Origin of the sequence: Streptomyces sp. NPDC001381, assembly GCF_042895685.1 — a bacterium.
Lineage (GTDB): Bacteria > Actinomycetota > Actinomycetes > Streptomycetales > Streptomycetaceae > Streptomyces.
In genome coordinates, this window is the sequence record NZ_JBIAWO010000002.1 from 455,357 (window position 1) to 470,820 (window position 15,464).

Annotated in this window: 16 protein-coding genes; 11 read left to right on the forward strand and 5 right to left on the reverse strand. The window is 72.7% G+C overall.

What is annotated here, in order from left to right; translation table 11 throughout:
* The first annotated feature begins 101 nt into the window (after nt 1-101).
* Both ACFY2L_RS09160 and ACFY2L_RS09165 read left to right on the forward strand, forming a co-directional pair.
* Complete coding sequence (locus ACFY2L_RS09160) at nt 102-1,355, forward strand: serine hydrolase domain-containing protein (RefSeq protein ID WP_390656267.1); 1,254 nt, start codon at nt 102-104, stop codon at nt 1,353-1,355.
* A 33-nt stretch (nt 1,356-1,388) separates the two neighbouring features.
* Entirely contained in the window at nt 1,389-1,580 is a 192-nt protein-coding gene (locus tag ACFY2L_RS09165) for a hypothetical protein (RefSeq protein ID WP_390657143.1), read from the forward strand.
* 41 nt (nt 1,581-1,621) lie between these two features.
* Here ACFY2L_RS09165 and ACFY2L_RS09170 read toward each other — a convergent pair whose 3' ends face one another.
* From ACFY2L_RS09170 to ACFY2L_RS09180, 3 genes are read right to left on the reverse strand one after another with little or no spacing between them, the layout of a single operon-like run.
* Nucleotides 1,622-2,626: a Gfo/Idh/MocA family oxidoreductase gene (locus ACFY2L_RS09170; RefSeq protein WP_390821926.1), complete on the reverse strand. Its 1,005-nt coding sequence runs from the start codon at nt 2,624-2,626 to the stop codon at nt 1,622-1,624.
* A gap of 50 nt (nt 2,627-2,676) precedes the next feature.
* On the reverse strand, nt 2,677-3,453 hold the full coding sequence (locus ACFY2L_RS09175) for an SDR family oxidoreductase (protein WP_390656269.1): 777 nt from the start codon (nt 3,451-3,453) through the stop codon (nt 2,677-2,679).
* 14 nt (nt 3,454-3,467) lie between these two features.
* Entirely contained in the window at nt 3,468-4,634 is a 1,167-nt protein-coding gene (locus tag ACFY2L_RS09180; RefSeq protein ID WP_390821927.1) for a phytanoyl-CoA dioxygenase family protein, read from the reverse strand.
* Between the two features lie 126 nt (nt 4,635-4,760).
* On the opposite strand from ACFY2L_RS09180, the gene ACFY2L_RS09185 reads away from it, so the two are divergent.
* Entirely contained in the window at nt 4,761-5,807 is a 1,047-nt protein-coding gene (locus ACFY2L_RS09185; RefSeq protein ID WP_390656271.1) for a LacI family DNA-binding transcriptional regulator, read from the forward strand.
* Here the strand turns inward: ACFY2L_RS09185 and ACFY2L_RS09190 are convergent.
* Nucleotides 5,788-6,948 carry a Gfo/Idh/MocA family protein gene (locus tag ACFY2L_RS09190; protein WP_390821928.1) on the reverse strand — a complete coding sequence of 387 codons (1,161 nt, stop codon included), beginning with the start codon at nt 6,946-6,948 and terminating at the stop codon, nt 5,788-5,790. The genes ACFY2L_RS09185 and ACFY2L_RS09190 overlap by 20 nt on opposite strands.
* Before the next feature lie 142 nt (nt 6,949-7,090).
* Between ACFY2L_RS09190 and ACFY2L_RS09195 the strand changes: the two genes are divergently transcribed.
* The gene (locus ACFY2L_RS09195; RefSeq protein WP_390656273.1) at nt 7,091-8,092 is read left to right on the forward strand and encodes a LacI family DNA-binding transcriptional regulator; all 1,002 of its coding nucleotides are present in this window, start codon (nt 7,091-7,093) and stop codon (nt 8,090-8,092) included.
* Nucleotides 8,093-8,140: 48 nt separating this feature from the next.
* Here the strand turns inward: ACFY2L_RS09195 and ACFY2L_RS09200 are convergent, their stop codons facing one another.
* The gene (locus ACFY2L_RS09200) at nt 8,141-8,485 is read right to left on the reverse strand and encodes a cupin domain-containing protein (RefSeq protein WP_390656274.1); all 345 of its coding nucleotides are present in this window, start codon (nt 8,483-8,485) and stop codon (nt 8,141-8,143) included.
* Between the two features lie 232 nt (nt 8,486-8,717).
* Here ACFY2L_RS09200 and ACFY2L_RS09205 point away from each other — a divergent pair, with 232 nt between their 5' ends.
* The 7 genes from ACFY2L_RS09205 to ACFY2L_RS09235 all read left to right on the forward strand — a co-directional run bounded on the left by ACFY2L_RS09205 (nt 8,718) and on the right by ACFY2L_RS09235 (nt 15,426).
* Complete coding sequence (locus tag ACFY2L_RS09205; protein WP_390821929.1) at nt 8,718-9,368, forward strand: GntR family transcriptional regulator; 651 nt, start codon at nt 8,718-8,720, stop codon at nt 9,366-9,368.
* A 69-nt stretch (nt 9,369-9,437) separates the two neighbouring features.
* Nucleotides 9,438-10,190, forward strand: coding sequence for a PIG-L deacetylase family protein (locus ACFY2L_RS09210; RefSeq protein ID WP_390821930.1), 753 nt, complete (start codon nt 9,438-9,440; stop codon nt 10,188-10,190).
* Nucleotides 10,191-10,225: 35 nt separating this feature from the next.
* Complete coding sequence (locus ACFY2L_RS09215; protein WP_390822399.1) at nt 10,226-10,930, forward strand: 4-carboxy-4-hydroxy-2-oxoadipate aldolase/oxaloacetate decarboxylase; 705 nt, start codon at nt 10,226-10,228, stop codon at nt 10,928-10,930.
* Nucleotides 10,927-12,039, forward strand: coding sequence for a 4-oxalomesaconate tautomerase (locus ACFY2L_RS09220; RefSeq protein ID WP_390656278.1), 1,113 nt, complete (start codon nt 10,927-10,929; stop codon nt 12,037-12,039). Before ACFY2L_RS09215 ends, ACFY2L_RS09220 begins: the two co-directional genes overlap by 4 nt.
* The gene (locus ACFY2L_RS09225; RefSeq protein ID WP_390656279.1) at nt 12,036-12,986 is read left to right on the forward strand and encodes a VOC family protein; all 951 of its coding nucleotides are present in this window, start codon (nt 12,036-12,038) and stop codon (nt 12,984-12,986) included. Before ACFY2L_RS09220 ends, ACFY2L_RS09225 begins: the two co-directional genes overlap by 4 nt.
* A gap of 205 nt (nt 12,987-13,191) precedes the next feature.
* A complete protein-coding gene (locus ACFY2L_RS09230; RefSeq protein WP_390821931.1) occupies nt 13,192-14,517 on the forward strand; it encodes an MFS transporter in 1,326 nt (441 codons plus the stop codon).
* Between the two features lie 120 nt (nt 14,518-14,637).
* Nucleotides 14,638-15,426 carry an alpha/beta fold hydrolase gene (locus ACFY2L_RS09235; protein ID WP_390656281.1) on the forward strand — a complete coding sequence of 263 codons (789 nt, stop codon included), beginning with the start codon at nt 14,638-14,640 and terminating at the stop codon, nt 15,424-15,426.
* Nucleotides 15,427-15,464 lie beyond the last annotated feature (38 nt).

Below are 15,464 nucleotides of genomic sequence, written 5' to 3' on the forward strand. Positions count from 1 at the left end.
GTACGCGCCCGCTCGTATGGTGGTGAGGGGCGCACGCGGTCCGTGCCGCTGATGCGGCGCTCGGGGCCGCGGCGCACATCTCCTCATGCGGGAGCGAGCCCATGAGACACCCGTACATCAGACTGCGCCGGGGGGCCGTCGTCGCCGCCGCGGTGGGGGCACTGGTGGCGCCGGCCGCGGGCGGGGCCGCGGTGGCCCTGCCGGATGCGGGCGGTTCCGTCGTCACCGGCACCGAACCACCCTCGCCGTCCTCGTCCGGGGACGGCGTCGTCGCGCTCACTCCCGCCGTGCGCCAGCAGGTGGACGCGGCCGTGCGGCGGGTCATGAAACAGGCGAACGTCCCCGGCGTGAGCGTCGGCATCTGGACGCCCGGCAAGGGCCGGTACGTCAAGTCCTTCGGCGTCGCCGACAAGAGCACCGGGCGGCCCATGAACCCGGACCTCTTCATGCGCATCGGCAGCGAGACCAAGACGTTCACCGTCACCGCGGTCCTGCAACTGGTCGACGAGGGCAAGATCGGTCTCGACGACACCATCGACCAGTACGTCGACGGCGTGCCGAACGGAGACGAGATCACCCTGCGTCAGCTCGCCGGCATGCGCAGCGGTCTGTTCAACTACTCGGAGGACGAGGACTTCTTCAAGGCGCTGACGTCCGACCCCGACCGGCCCTTCACCCCGCGGCAACTGCTCGGCTACTCCTTCAAGCACCCCGTGCTGTTCCCGCCCGGAGAGCAGTTCTCGTACTGCAACACCAACCTGATCCTGCTCGGCCTGGTCGTCGAGCAGATGAGCGGTCAGCGGCTCGACGAGTACGTCCAGGAGCACATCCTGGAGCCGGCCGGCCTGGACGACACCCTGTTCCCCGTCGGTGCCGAGTTCCCGACGCCGCACTCGCAGGGCTACACCGACCAGACCGCGACCGGCGAGGTCGAGGACGCGGCGAACTGGAACCCGTCCTGGGGCTGGGCGGCCGGCGCGATGATCTCCAAGCTGGAGGACCTGCGGGTCTGGGCGCGCACGGTGGCCACGGGCGTCCTGCCGGACGGACGGCGCATGATCAGCCCCGCCACCCAGAAGCAACGGCTGACCACCCCGCCGACCCCCATCCCCGGCGCGGGGTACGGCCTCGGCATCTTCGACGTCCAGGGCTGGATCGGCCACAACGGCTCCCTGCCCGGCTACGAGTCCCTGACCATCTATCTGCCGTCGGCGCAGGCGACCCTCGTGGTGGTGCTCAACACCGACGTCAACTACCGGAACCAGGAGCCCAGCACCCTGTTCGGCGACGCGATCACGACGATCGTCTCCCCGGACCACGTCTTCGACCTGCCGGCGGAACCGGCGGCGCGCTGAGGACGTTGAAGAGTGCGGAAGGTGTGCGCAGTCGTGAGCGGGGAGGGTGAGATGCAGGAGGAAGAGCGGGCCGGCAGTGCGGAGGCCCGGCGCCGGGCCAGGTTCGGAGCGCTGCCCGAGCGGGTGCGTCCCGAGGACACCGTGGAGGAGCGGCCGGCCACACCGCGGGACCCGGCGCGGGACGCGTACGACCCGGACGAATGGATGGTCCGCTACTGCCTGTGAGGGCGGCCCGGCGGGACCGCCCTGCTGGAAGGCGAGCCGGGTCAGGAGGCCCGCACCTCCGCGATCGTCACAGGCCGGTGCTCGTGCAGCGAGAGCGTGCAGGCCTCCGCGATCCAGCCCGCCTCCAGGGCGTCCTCGATCGTGCACGGAGAGGGCCGGGTGCCGGCCACGACCTCGGTGAACGCGGTGAGCTCGGCGCGGTAGGCGGCCGTGAAGCGGTCCATGAAGAAGTCGTGCGGGGTGCCCGCGGGGAAGGTGACGCCGGGCTCCACCGAGCGCAGCGGCAGCTTGTCCTCCAGACCCACGGCGATGGAGTCCCGGAAACCGTGGATCTCCATGCGGACGTCGTAACCACGCGCGTTGTGGCGGGAGTTGGAGATCACCGCGAGGGTGCCGTCGTCGAGGGTGAGCAGGGCGCCGGTGGTGTCGGCGTCGCCCGCCTCCCTGATGTAGTCGGCGCCCCGGTTGCCGCCGACCGCGTACACCTCGGTCACCTCACGCCCCGTCACCCAGCGGATGATGTCGAAGTCGTGGACCGAACAGTCGCGGAAGATGCCCCCGGAGGCGGCGACGTACGCGGCCGGCGGCGGCGCCGGGTCCAGGGTGGTCGAGCGGACGGTGTGCAGTGTGCCCAGCTCGCCCGACCGGACCGCCGCCCGCGCGGCGGCGAACCCGGCGTCGAAGCGGCGGTTGTAGCCGATCTGGATGGGCACGTCCGCGCCCTGGACGGCCTTGAGCACCTCGACACCCTCACTCATCGTCCGGGCGACGGGCTTCTCGCAGAAGACGGGCACGCCGGCCTCCACGGCCGCCAGGATCAGACCCGGGTGGGCGTCGGTCGCGGCGGCGATCACCACTCCGTCCACGCCGGCGGCCAGCACGGCCTCGGGGGAGTCGGCGACCTCGGCGCCGAACCGCTCGGCGGCGGACTTGGCGGCCTCCGCGAACGGGTCGGCCACGACGAGGGACTCGACGGCGTCGAGCCCGGAGAGGGTCTCGGCGTGGAAGGCGCCGATGCGGCCGAGGCCGAGGATTCCGATGCGCATGGGGTGCAGCTCCTTGAGACTCTTGCGGGGAGGGGGCGGAGAGGGAGGGCCTAGTCGAGGCCGCCGAGCACGTTCTGGTCCCAGTCGATCACCGAACCGGTGACCACGCCGGACCGCTCGGACAGCAGGAACACCACGAAGTCGGCGATCTCGTCCGGCTGGCCGAGCCTGCCCATCGGCAGCCGTGCGGCGGCCTGCTCGCGCCAGTCGTCCCCGGCGCCGTGGAACGCCTTCTGCGTGGCGTCCTCGCCCTCGGTCGCCGTCCAGCCGATGTTCAGGCCGTTGATCCGGATCCGGTCGAAGCGGTGGGCGTGCGCCGCGTTGCGGGTCAGACCGGCCAGCCCGGCCTTGGACGCGACGTACGGGGCGAGGTAGGGCTGCCCGCCGTGCGCCGAGGTGCTGATGACGTTGACGATCGAACCGGGCGCCTCGCGCGCCAGCATGTCGGCGACCGCCGCCTGCATGGCGAAGAACGGCGCCCTCAGGTTGATCGCGACGTGCTGGTCGAACAGCTCGGGCGTGGTGTCGAGGAGCGTGCCCCGGGAGGTCAGCCCGGCCGAGTTGACCAGGCAGTCGACCCGGCCGTACGCGGCCACCGTCTCGGCCACCGACGCCGTCGCCTGCCGAGCGTCCGCCAGGTCGGCCCGTACGAAGACCGCCTTGCCGCCCGCCTCGGTCAGCTCGGCCGCCAGGGCCTCGCCCGGTTCCGGCCGCCGTCCGGTGACGGCGACGAGGGCGCCCTCGCGGACCGCGGCCCGCGCGACGGCCGCGCCGACCCCCTGGCTGCCGCCGTTGACGAGCACGACCTTGTCGTCGAGAAGTCCCATGGACCGCGTTCCTTTCAGCTGGTGCGTCGCTCGGTGCCGGCCCGCAGTGCGTCCCGGAGTGCCCGCGGGGTCCACTCCTCGCGCAGCGCCCGCCGCAGGAGGTCCGCCTGGGCGGGCGGGGCCAGACCCTCGACCGGCGGGTCGCTGTCGAGGTTGGTGGGGAAGGGGTAGCCCTCGGCGCTCGCCGCGATCACGTGCTCCAGCCACTCCTCGGGCACGCCGTCCGCCCGGCGCCGCAGCAGCACGGGGAAGACCGCGTTCACGACCGCCTCCCGGTCCACGGTCTCCATCGCGCGCCCGAACGCCGAGGACACCTGGAGCAGGTTGGCCGTCCGGCGCACGTCCGCGGTGCGGTTGGTGCCGGCGGCGTGGAACACCGCCGGGTTGAAGAAGGCCGCGTCGCCCTTGGCCAGCGGCAGCTGGACGTGGTGCGCCTCGAAGTACGCCTGGAACTCCGGCAGCCGCCAGGCCAGATAGCCGGGCTCGTACGTCTGCGAGTACGGAAGGTAGAGCGTGGGACCGGACTCCACCGGCATGTCGCAGTGCGCGACCGCGCCCTGGAGCGTGAGCACGGGGGAGAGGCGGTGGACGTGCGCCGGGTAGGCGGCGGCGGTCTCGTTGGAGAGGAACCCGAGGTGGTAGTCGCGGTGCGGGCTCTGCGCCGCGCCGCCCGGGTTGACCACGTTGACCTGCGAGGTCACCTGGTAGCCGGGGCCCAGCCAGGCCCGTGAGACCAGCGCGAGGACGTCGTTGGCGTAGTAGTCGGCGAAGGCGTCCGGGTCGTACAGCGCCGCCTTCTCCAGCGCGTTCCAGACCCGGTCGTTGGCGCCTGGACGAGCGAAGTGGTCACCGGCGGCCGCTCCCGAGGCGTGCTGCTCGGCGATGAGCGCGTCGAACACGGCGCTGAGCCGGTCGACGACCACCGGGTCGGGAAAGGCACCGCGGAAGACGGCCACCCCGGGCCCGTCGGTGAAGGCGCGCACCAGTTCGGCGCGCAGCTCACGGTCGGCCGAGGAGGTACGGAGCCGCTCACCGTCGTAGACGAGGACGTTCCCCTGCACGGCGGAGGCGTGCGGGAAGTCCGCGAGGTCGGTCGTGCGCTCGACGAGCGCACGGAACGCCCGCAGGTCGCAGTCCCGCTCGCTCAGCCAGGCACTGCCCGGCACGGAGAGGAAGGACATCGTCGTCCCTTCGATGACAACGGCGGCTCAGCGCTGCCATTCTTGTCATGACAAACCCGTCGAACAACCAGCAGGCGGCCTTCAAAAACCCCTCAAGCATGCCCTTCGACCCGTGAGGAGCCTTCCGTGGGCCATCCCTTCCCGCTGCGCGAGATCGCACGTCAGGCGGGCCTCAGCGAGGCCACCGTCGACCGGGTGCTGAACGGCAGGGGAGGGGTGCGCGAGTCCACCGCCCAGGAGGTGCGGCGGGCCATCGCCGACCTGCACCGTCAGCGCACCCAGGTCCGGCTCGTCGGGCGCACCTTCATGGTCGACATCGTGATGCAGGCCCCGGAGCGGTTCAGCACCGCGGTGCGGGCCGCCCTGGAGGCCGAGCTGCCCTCCCTGCACCCGGCCGTGCTGCGCTCCCGCTTCCACTTCCGGGAGACCGGACCGGTCGGGGAGCAGGTCGCCACCCTCGACCGGATAGCCCGGCGCGGTTCGCAGGGCGTGATCCTCAAGGCACCCGACGTCCCCGAGATCACGGCCGCCGTGGGCCGTCTGGTCGCCGCCGGCATCCCGGTCGTCACCCTCGTCACCGACCTGCCCGCCAGCGCCCGCCTCGCCTATGTCGGCATCGACAACCGGGCCGCCGGCGCCACCGCCGCGTACCTGATGGGCCAGTGGCTCGGCGACCGCCCCGGCAACATCCTGACCAGCCTCTCCAGCGGCTTCTTCCGCAACGAGGAGGAGCGCGAGATGGGCTTCCGCGGGGTGATGCGGGCCCGGCACCCCGAGCGGACGCTGGTGGAGATCACCGAGGGCCAGGGACTGGACGCCACCCAGTACGACCTCGTCAGGGCCGCCCTGGCCCGTGACCCGGCGATCCGGGCGGTCTACTCGATCGGCGGCGGGAACTTCGCGACCCTGAAGGCCTTCGCCGACGCGCGCCGCGAGTGCGCCGTGTTCGTCGCGCACGACCTCGACCACGACAACACCCGCCTGCTGCGCGACCACCGCCTCTCCGCCGTCCTCCACCACGACCTGCGCCAGGACATGCGGGAGGCCTGCCACATCGTGATGCGGGCGCACGGCGCGCTGCCGGCCGCGGGACCGGCGCTGCCCTCGCCGATCCAGGTGGTGACGCCGTACAACATGCCCGCGGCCGGCCTGCCTACGGCGCCGGCACGCTGACCCAGCCGCCGGTCCGCGCCGACCGCGTCATCGCCTCCAGCACGGCGGCGCTGCGCACGGCGTCCGCGAGCGTCGCCCCGTACGGGGTGCCCTCGGCGACCGAGCGCAGGAACCGGTACGCCTCCACGACCTTGAGGTCGTCGTAGCCCATGGCGTTCGCGGCGCCCGGCTGGAACGCGCCGAACTCGCCGTCGCCCGGGCCGACGTACACCGTGCTGACCGGCTGGTCCTGGTACGCCGTGCCGCGGCTGACGCCCAGCTCGTTCATCCGGCGGAAGTCCCAGAACACCGCGCCCTTGGTGCCGTGCACCTCGAAGCCGTAGTTGTTCTGCTCGCCGACCGAGACCCGGCACGCCTCCAGGACCCCCCGGGCGCCGGAGGCGAAGCGGAGCAGGCAGTTGACGTAGTCCTCGTTCTCGACCGGGCCGAGCGCACCGCCCGAGGCGCGGCTGTGACCGGCCGTCGCCCCCGTCGGGCGGGCCCGCTCGGGGACGAAGACCGCCGTGTCGGCCGTCAGGGAGGCGATGTCGCCCAGCAGGAAGCGGGCCAGGTCCACGCCGTGCGAGGCCAGGTCGCCGAGCACCCCGCTGCCGCCGCGCTCCCGCTCGTACCGCCAGGTCAGGGCGCCGTCCGGGTGGGCGGCGTAGTCGCTGAGGAGACGGATGCGGACATGGGTGACCGCGCCCAGCTCGCCGGAGGCGATCAGGCCGCGGGCGGTCTCCACCGCGGGCGCGTTGCGGTAGTTGAACCCGACCGCGCCCTGCACCCCCGCCCCGGCCACCGCGTCCGCCACCGCGGCGGCGTCCTCCCGGGTCAGGCCCACCGGCTTCTCGATCCAGATGTGCTTGCCGGCCTCGGCCATCGCGACACCGATCTCGCGGTGCAGGAAGTTCGGCGCGGTGATGCTGACGGCCCGGACGCGGGGGTCGGCGGCCACCTCGCGCCAGTCCCGGGTGGTGGAGGCGAACCCGAACTGTGCCGCGGCCTCCTCCGCCCGGCCGGGGACCTCCTCGGCGACGGCCACCAGCTCCGGACGCAGGGACAGCTGCGGGTAGTGGTGCCGGACGCGGGCGTACGCCTGGGTGTGCACCCGGCCCATCCAGCCGAATCCGACGACGGCGACACCGAGCGAATCCACCATGACAGCCCTCGCAGTCCCTCTCCGGCCCGTCTTTGGACCGGTCCATTTCCTGTCCAGGCTCACCCTGGAGGCGGTCTGCCGAGGGTGTCAAGCCTTTCGCGACCCTTTGACAACCGGTCAGCGGCATGGAACGGTCCACACCATGAGACCGCCGACCATCCGCGATGTCGCCGACCGTGCCGGAGTGTCCAAGTCGCTGGTCTCCCTCGTCCTGCGCGGCTCCGACCAGGTGCGCGCCGAGAAGCGGGAGGCCGTCCTGCGGGCCGTGCGCGAGCTGGGCTACCGGCCCAACGCGGCCGCGCGCAGCCTCAGCGAGCAGCGCAGCCGCACGGTCGGCGTGCTCCTGCACGACCTGCGCAACCCTTGGTACGTCGACCTCCTGGACGGCCTCAACTCCCTGCTGCACACGGCCGGCCTGCACATGCTGCTCGCCGACGCCCGTCTCAACCGCCGCGTCGGCCAGGACCCGGCCGGCCCGTTCCTCGACCTCGGCGCCGACGGTCTGGTCGTGGTGGGGACGCTGCCCGATCCGGCGGCGCTCGGCACGGTCGCCGAGCGGATCCCGGTCGTCGTCGCGGGCGCCCGGGAGCCCGTCCCGGCCGGGGTCGACGTCGTCGCGGGCGACGACGGGCAGGGGGCCCGGCTGGTCACCGAACACCTTCTCGGGCTCGGGCACCGCCGGATCGCGCACATCGCGGGCTACGGCGCGGTCGGTGAGCTGCGCCGGCGCAGCTTCGAGGCGGTGATGCGGGACCGGGGGACGGGGCGGGCCCTGGTCGAGGCGTGCGACATGACCGAGGAGGGCGGTCACCGCGCCGCCGTACGGCTGCTCGGCCGTCCGGACCGGCCCACGGCCGTCTTCGCCGTCAACGACATCGCGAGCGTCGGTGTGCTGTCGGCGGCCGAGGAGCTGGGTCTGCGGGTTCCGCGGGACCTGTCCGTCGTGGGCTACGACAACACCAGCACGTCCCGGTTGCGCCATCTGTGGCTGACCACCGTGGACAACGCGGGCCACGAGGTCGGCCGTCGGGCGGCCCGCTGCCTCCTGGACCGGTTCGAGGGGCGCGGAGGGGACGGCCGGGTCCGACTGGCCACGCCGACGCTGGAGATCCGTGGGACGACGGCGCCTCCGTCCGACGGCTGACCGGCCACCGAGACCGCTCGGCCGCGGAGGCTGAGCGCCCCCGGTCGCTCAGAGGTCGATCGCGTACGCCTTGCGCAGTGTCTCGTGCACCGTCCACGTCGTCCGGTCGCCCGCGCGCAGTACCGCCATGTCGCCGGGCCCGACGGTGAGGGTGGGGCCGCCCTCGACCTCGACGGTCGCCGACCCGCTGAGCACGACGAACATCTCGTCCGCCTCGGTGTCCGTGACGACGCCCGGGGTGATCTGCCAGACGCCCCGGATCCGCCGGCCGTCCGGTGACTCCCACACCACCTTGCCGGTCACCTCGGGCGTCCCGGAGACGATCTGCGCCGGGTCGAGCGGCTCGGGCCGCAGGTCGGCGTCGGGGATGTGGAGAGCGAAGCTGTGCGTCATGGGGTGACCCTAGCGAGGGCGTCGGGCCGCCGGGCGTGGACACAGTGTGGGGTGTCGCCGCAGGCGGGAGGACACTTCGTCGCGGCCGACGACACCGGCGGACGGGGTGGAGGGGCTCCGCGCCGGGGGCCGGCGGGCGGGCCGATCCACAGGCAAGACGGCGGACAAAATTGTTGACAATCTTGTCTGGCTAGATTTAGGTTCGACAGGCACTCACTCAGGGAGGGCAACGATGCCGAAGGAAGCCCGTCCGGGCACCGGGGAGCAGGCCAAGCAGCACGCGCTCGCGCAGCTGCGGCAGGCGATCCTGCACGGCGAGATGGCACCGGCGCAGCGGCTGGTGGAGAACGAGCTCGCCGAGCAGTTCGGTGTGACGCGGGCCAGCATCCGCGCGGCACTCATCGATCTGGAGTCCCAGGGACTCGTCGAGCGGATCCGCAACCGCGGCTCGCGGGTGCGGGTGGTGACCGTGGACGAAGCGGTCGCCATCACCGAGTGCCGCATGGTCCTCGAAGGGCTGTGCGCGGCGAAGGCGGCCGTCGCGGCCAGCGACGAGCAGCTGGCCGAGCTGACCGAGCTCGGCACGGCGATGACCAAGGCCGTCGCCGACGGCGAGCCGGTCACCTACTCCGACCTCAACCAGGAGCTCCACGCCAAGGTCCGGGACTTCTCCGGACAGCGGACCGCCGTGGATCTGCTGGAGCGCCTCAACGCCCAACTGGTGCGCCACCGATTCCAGTTGGCGCTGAGGCCGGGGCGTCCGCAGCAATCCCTGAGCGAGCACCTGACCATGATCGAAGCGATCCGGGCCAGGGACCCGCAGGCGGCCGAGACGGCCGTCCGCGCCCACCTCAGCAGCGTGATCGAGGCGCTCCGCGACTGATCGACGCGCTCCGCGACTGATCGCGGCCGTGCGGGGCGGGCGCCCACCTGTCACCAAGGAGAATGCAGCATGACCCAGGCCAACGCGCCCGCCAGCCCACCCCGTTCGACCCTCGTCGTCACCGCGCACGCCGGGGACTTCGTGTGGCGCGCGGGCGGCGCCATCGCCCTGGCCGCCGCACGCGGCGAGAAGGTCACCATCGCCTGTCTGACCTTCGGCGAGCGCGGCGAGTCCGCCAAGGCGTGGCGCGAGGGCAGGAAGCTGGACGAGATCAAGGCGATACGCCGGGACGAGGCCGAGCGCGCCGCCGCCACCCTGGGCGCCGAGGTCCGCTTCTTCGACGCCGGCGACTACCCCCTGGTCGCCTCCGCCGAACTGACCGACCGGCTCGTCGCCCTCTACCGCGAGACCCAGCCCGACGTCGTCCTCACCCACCCCGCCGAGGACCCGTACAACGGCGACCACCCGGCCGCCCACCGTATGGCCCTGGAGGCGCGCGTGCTGGCGCAGGCCATCGGCTACCCGGGCGAGGGCGAGATCATCGGGGCCCCGCCGGTCTTCTACTTCGAGCCGCACCAGCCCGAGATGAGCGGCTTCAGGCCCGAGGTCCTGCTCGACATCACCGAGGTCTGGGAGACCAAGCGCGAGGCGATGGAGTGCCTGGCCGCCCAGCAGCACCTGTGGGACTACTACACCGACCTCGCCGTCCGCCGTGGCGTCCAGCTCAAGCGCAACGCCGGCCCCAACCTGGGCCTCGCGCACAGGACCATGGCCGAGGCGTACATGCGTCCCTACCCGCAGATCGCGAAGGAGCTGGCGTGAGCGAGCCGAAGCGGAGCTCCGCACAAGGAGGAAGCGTGGGCGGCGTGATCGTCACGGGTCCGCCCAGGGCGGAGCAGACGGACGTGGACGCGCTGGCCGGCTTCGGTGTGGCCACCGTGAGCGAGGCGATGGGGCGGACCGGTCTGCTGGGACCGGGGATCCGGCCCGTCCAGCACGGCGTACGGATGGCCGGCACCGCCGTCACCGTGCTCAGCTGGCCCGGCGACAACCTCATGATCCACGCGGCCGTCGAGCAGTGCGGCGAGGGCGACGTCCTGGTCGTCACCACCACCTCCCCGTCCACCGACGGCATGTTCGGCGAGCTGTTCGCGACCGCGCTCCAGCGGCGCGGGGTGCGCGGGCTGATCATCAACGCGGGCGTCCGGGACACCCAGGAACTGCGGGAGATGGACTTCCCCGCCTGGTCGCGGGCGGTCTCCGCGCAGGGCACCGTGAAGGCCACCGGCGGTTCGGTCAACGTGCCGGTCGCGATCGACGGCCAGGTGATCCGCCCCGGCGACGTGATCCTCGCCGACGACGACGGTGTCGTGGTCGTTCCGCGCGAGCGGGCCCGCGCCGTGGCCGAGGCGTCCCAGGCCCGCGAGGCCAAGGAGGCGCGCTCCCGTGCCGCCTTCCTCGACGGCGAACTGGGCCTGGACCGCTACGGGTTGAGGGAGACCCTGAAGAGGCTCGGCGTCGAGTACCGGACGTACGAGGAGTACACGGGGGAGTCGCGATGACCTCCGTGCCCGAGGAGGTGCCCTGTCTGCTGATGCGGGGCGGCACCTCCAAGGGCGCGTACTTCCTCGCCGACGACCTGCCGTCCGAACCCGCCCTGCGCGACGAGCTGTTGCTGCGCGTCATGGGCAGCCCCGACGAGCGGCAGATCGACGGCCTGGGCGGCGCGCATCCGCTCACCAGCAAGGTCGCGGTGGTGTCCCGGTCCGCCGACCCGAAGGCCGACGTCGACTACCTCTTCCTCCAAGTGGCCGTCGAGAAACCAGAGGTGAGCGCCCGTCAGAACTGCGGGAACATCCTCGCCGGCATCGGCCCGTTCGCCGTGGAGCGCGGACTCGTGCCGGCCGGGGAGAGGGAGACCGCCGTCCGTATCCGCATGGTCAACAGCGGTGACTACGCGACGGCGACCTTCCCGACCCCCGGCGGGCGGGTGCGCTACACCGGGGACGCCGGGATCTCGGGCGTACCGGGGACGGCCGCGCCCGTGGTGATCGAGTTCCCGCCGGGCGCGAACCCGCTGCTGCCCACCGGGAACGTCCGCGACGTGATCGACGGGGTGCCGGTGACCTGCGTGGACAACGGCATGCCCACGGTCCTGATCCCCGCCTCCGCCCTGAAGGTCACCGGCTACGAGCCGCCCCGGGACCTGGAGGAGGACGTGGCCCTGGCCGGCCGTCTGCGCACGATCCGGCTCGCGGCGGGCCGGCTGATGGGGCTCGGCGACGTCACGGACACCACCGTGCCCAAGCTCACCCTGCTCGCCCCGCCCCGGGACGGCGGCGCGGTCAGCACCCGCACCTTCATTCCCGTGCGCTGCCATGCCTCCATCGGCGTCCTCTGCGCGGCCGGCGTCGCCGCCGGTCTGCGGATCGAAGGCGGCGTGGGGGCCGAGATCGCGGATCCCCCGTCCGGCGGCGACCGCATGCGCATAGAACATCCCACTGGATTCCTGGACATCGAAACCAGCCTCGGCGGCACCACCGGCGGCCTGCCCCGCGCCGGCCGCACCGCCGTGGTCCGCACGGCCCGCAAGCTCTTCGACGGCACGGTCTTCCCCCGGTCCGCCGAGACGGCGCCGCTTCCCCCGCAATCTCCTGGAGGTCAACGATGACTCCGCCGCTCGGCGACATCGCCCACATCGGCCACGCGCAGCTCTTCACCCCGGACCTGGACGCCAGCGTCGCCTTCTTCACCGACTATCTGGGCCTCACGGTCAACGGCGAGCAGGGCGACTCCGTCCACCTGCGGACCTTCGACGACTACGAGCACCACAGCCTCGTCCTCACCGCCCGTGAGCAGCCCGGCCTCGGCCGGCTGGCCCTGCGCACCTCCAGCGAGGAGGCCCTGCACCGCCGGGTCGCCGCGGTCGAGGCGGCGGGCGGCACCGGCACCTGGGTCGAGGACGAGCCCGGCCTCGGCAAGCTCTACGTCACCACCGACCCGGACGGCCATGAACACGCGCTGTACTGGGAGAGCGAGCACTACCGCGCACCCGAGGAGCTCAGGCCCGCGCTGAAGAACCAGCCGCAGGCCAAGCCCAACCGGGGCGTGGGCGTGCGGCGCCTGGACCACGTCAACTTCCTCGCCGCCGACGTCCTCGCCAACGCCGAGTTCCAGGAAAGGGTGCTGGGCGCCCGGCCCACCGAGCAGATCAGGCTCGACAGCGGGAAGATCGCCGCGCGCTGGCTGACGTACACGAACAAGTCGTACGACGTGGTCTACACCTCGGACTGGACGGGCAGCGCCGGGCGCTTGCACCACCTCGCCTTCGCGACCGACACCCGTGAGGACATCCTGCGGGCCGCCGACCTCGCGATCGACACGGGCGTCTTCATCGAGACGGGCCCGCACAAGCACGCCATCCAGCAGACGTTCTTCCTGTACGTCTACGAGCCCGGCGGCAACCGCGTGGAGTTGTGCAACCCGCTCACACGGCTGATGCTGGCGCCCGACTGGCCGCTCGTCACCTGGACCGAGGAGGAGCGGAAGAAGGGGCAGGCCTGGGGCCTGAAGACCATCGAGTCCTTCCACACGCACGGGACGCCCCCGGTCGCGTAGCGCCCGGACGGCCCCCGGCTGGATTGTCGATGAGATTGTTGACAAAAGCGTTGACACTCTCGGGGTGGGTCCTTAGCGTCTAGCGCACCGGGTCAGCCGCACGAGCCGCTGAAGACCCGCCCCCGGCTCCCGGCTCCGTCCGAGCCGGGGGACCCCCGTTCGAGATCCCCTCCAGGGAACGCCTCCTGGACGAGAGGAAACAACGATGTCCTCCTCCCCCGCTCTGTCCGCCCGCGGCAGCAGACTGGCCCTCCTGGTCGTCGGACTGTGCTGGCTGGCCGTCCTCTTCGACGGCCTCGACATGTTCATCTACGGCTCGGTGCTGCCGCACCTGCTGGAGACGAAGACCTTCGGCCTCACCGCGGACACGGCCGGCGACCTCGGCAGCTACGCCACCTTCGGCATGCTGGTCGGCGCCCTGACGGCGGGTACCGTCGCCGACCGGATCGGGCGCAAGAAGCTGATGGTCGGCTGCGTGGTCCTCTTCTCGCTGGCCTCCGGGGTGTGCGCCCTCGCCGACGGCGTCGCGGTCTTCGGCCTCGGCCGGACCCTGGCCGGCGTCGGCCTCGGCGGCCTGCTGCCCACCGCGATCAGCATGGTCTCCGACTACGCCCCGCGCGGCCGCGCCGCCCTCGTCATCGGCCTGCTGATGACCGCCCACCACGCCGGCGGCATCCTCTCCGCCTACGTCGCCAAGTGGCTGATCGACCCGGTCGGCTGGCGGGCGGCCTTCTGGGTCTGCGTGGTGCCGCTGCTCTTCGCCCCCGTGCTCGCCAAGTTCCTGCCCGAGTCGCTGAGCTTCCTCGTCGCCAAGGGCCGCACCGAGGAGGCGGACGCGCTCGCCGCCCGCTACGACGTCGAGCTGCCCGCCGCGAAGTCCGGCCGCAGGACGGCCGCCGACCGCTGGGACGCCCTCGCCGGCCTCTTCCGCGGCGGCGAGTGGACCCAGACCCTGCTGTACTGGCTGGCCTCCTTCGGCGGTCTGCTCCTCGTCTACGGCGTCGCCACCTGGCTGCCGACCCTGATGCGCGCCGAGGGTTACGCGCTCGCCAACGCCCTGACGTTCGTCGTCGTCTTCAACCTCGGCGGCATCGCGGGCATGCTCCTGGCCGGCCGCGCCGCCGACCGGTTCGGCGCGCCCCGCATCTCGGCGGTCTGGTTCGCGCTCACCGCCGCCGGTGTCTCTCTCCTCAGCGTGCACATGTCGACGAGCGTCACGATGATCGTCGTCTTCCTCACCGGCGTCTTCCTCAACAGCGCCCAGACGATGATCTACGCGACGGTGTCGATCCGGTCCGACCCGGACCGCCGTGCCACCGCCGTCGGCTGGACCTCCGGCATGGGCCGCTTCGGAGCCGTCTTCGGCCCCTGGCTCGGCGGCCAGCTGCTCGCCGCGGGCCACGGCGACTGGGGCTTCACCGCCTTCGCGCTCGCCGGTGTCTCGTCCATGGTCTTCATCGGGATCGCCGCGCTGCGCGGCGCGCGGCAGGCGCCGCGCACCACCGACCAGGAGCTGGTGGGCGCGCACTGACCGGCCTGCACGGACACCGGGGGAACGACCTGACGCCGGCCCCGCGCCTCGTGTGCGGCGGCCGGCGTCCCGCTTCCCGTTCGGGGTGCGGGGCGCGGCGCGCGGGGTCACGCTCGTTGTATGGGTGAGCGTTGGGAGATCCGCCGGGCGGGCCCGGCGGACGCCCCGCACCGGGTCATGATGATCCCGGGCGGACTGTGCACCACCGAGTTCTGCGTGGACGTCATGGCCGAGCCCGCGGTGGCGGGGCTGGGGATGGTCGCGGTGACCCTGCCCGGCTTCGGCCGTACCGAGCCGCCCGAGGACGTGTCCATGGAGCACTACGCCCGGCTCATGGCGGACTTCGCCGCCGAGTCCGGCTGCGATGTGGTCGTGGGGCACAGTCTGGGCGCCAACGTGGCGATCGAGATGGCGGCCCTGGGCCTGTTCGAGGGCCCGCTGGTGCTGCTGTCGCCGACCTTCTCGCGCGGGGACGAGATGAGGACCCTGGCCGTCGTGAACGCCGTGGGCCGGGTGCCGGGGCTCGGCGCGATGGTCTGGGCCGGCATGCTCGGGCTGCTGCCCCGGGCGATGAAACGCGAACTGCCGCCGCAGCGCGCGGAGGCGCTGGCGGCGGTGATGGCGGACAACGATCCGGCGACCTGCCGCCGGATCGTACGGGACTACTACGCCTACCTCGACCGGTACCCGTCCCTGGTGCCGAGGCTGTGCCAGGCCGGCGTACCGGCCTGGGTGGTGCGCGGCGACCACGACGAGATCGGGCTGACGGACGCCGAACGGCGCGGCCTCGCGGCCTGCCCGCACATCCGCACGGTCACGGTGCCCGACGCCGGGCACGCGGTCCTGGTCGAACAGCCCGCGGCCGTGGCCGAGGTCGTCGCGGAGGCGGTCACGGCCGGCGTGCGCTGAGCGGACGCGACGCGCCGTGCCGGACGTCGCCCGCCCCG

Excerpts from the sequence above, each read along its gene's own strand:
- ACFY2L_RS09160 (WP_390656267.1), top strand. The coding sequence starts at position 102 with ATGAGACACCCGTACATCAGACTGCGCCGGGGGGCCGTCGTCGCCGCC.
- ACFY2L_RS09170 (WP_390821926.1), bottom strand. The coding sequence starts at position 2,626 with ATGCGCATCGGAATCCTCGGCCTCGGCCGCATCGGCGCCTTCCACGCC.
- ACFY2L_RS09175 (WP_390656269.1), bottom strand. The coding sequence starts at position 3,453 with ATGGGACTTCTCGACGACAAGGTCGTGCTCGTCAACGGCGGCAGCCAG.
- ACFY2L_RS09180 (WP_390821927.1), bottom strand. The coding sequence starts at position 4,634 with ATGTCCTTCCTCTCCGTGCCGGGCAGTGCCTGGCTGAGCGAGCGGGAC.
- ACFY2L_RS09190 (WP_390821928.1), bottom strand. The coding sequence starts at position 6,948 with ATGGTGGATTCGCTCGGTGTCGCCGTCGTCGGATTCGGCTGGATGGGC.
- ACFY2L_RS09195 (WP_390656273.1), top strand. The coding sequence starts at position 7,091 with ATGAGACCGCCGACCATCCGCGATGTCGCCGACCGTGCCGGAGTGTCC.
- ACFY2L_RS09200 (WP_390656274.1), bottom strand. The coding sequence starts at position 8,485 with ATGACGCACAGCTTCGCTCTCCACATCCCCGACGCCGACCTGCGGCCC.
- ACFY2L_RS09205 (WP_390821929.1), top strand. The coding sequence starts at position 8,718 with ATGCCGAAGGAAGCCCGTCCGGGCACCGGGGAGCAGGCCAAGCAGCAC.
- ACFY2L_RS09210 (WP_390821930.1), top strand. The coding sequence starts at position 9,438 with ATGACCCAGGCCAACGCGCCCGCCAGCCCACCCCGTTCGACCCTCGTC.
- ACFY2L_RS09220 (WP_390656278.1), top strand. The coding sequence starts at position 10,927 with ATGACCTCCGTGCCCGAGGAGGTGCCCTGTCTGCTGATGCGGGGCGGC.
- ACFY2L_RS09225 (WP_390656279.1), top strand. The coding sequence starts at position 12,036 with ATGACTCCGCCGCTCGGCGACATCGCCCACATCGGCCACGCGCAGCTC.
- ACFY2L_RS09230 (WP_390821931.1), top strand. The coding sequence starts at position 13,192 with ATGTCCTCCTCCCCCGCTCTGTCCGCCCGCGGCAGCAGACTGGCCCTC.
- ACFY2L_RS09235 (WP_390656281.1), top strand. The coding sequence starts at position 14,638 with ATGGGTGAGCGTTGGGAGATCCGCCGGGCGGGCCCGGCGGACGCCCCG.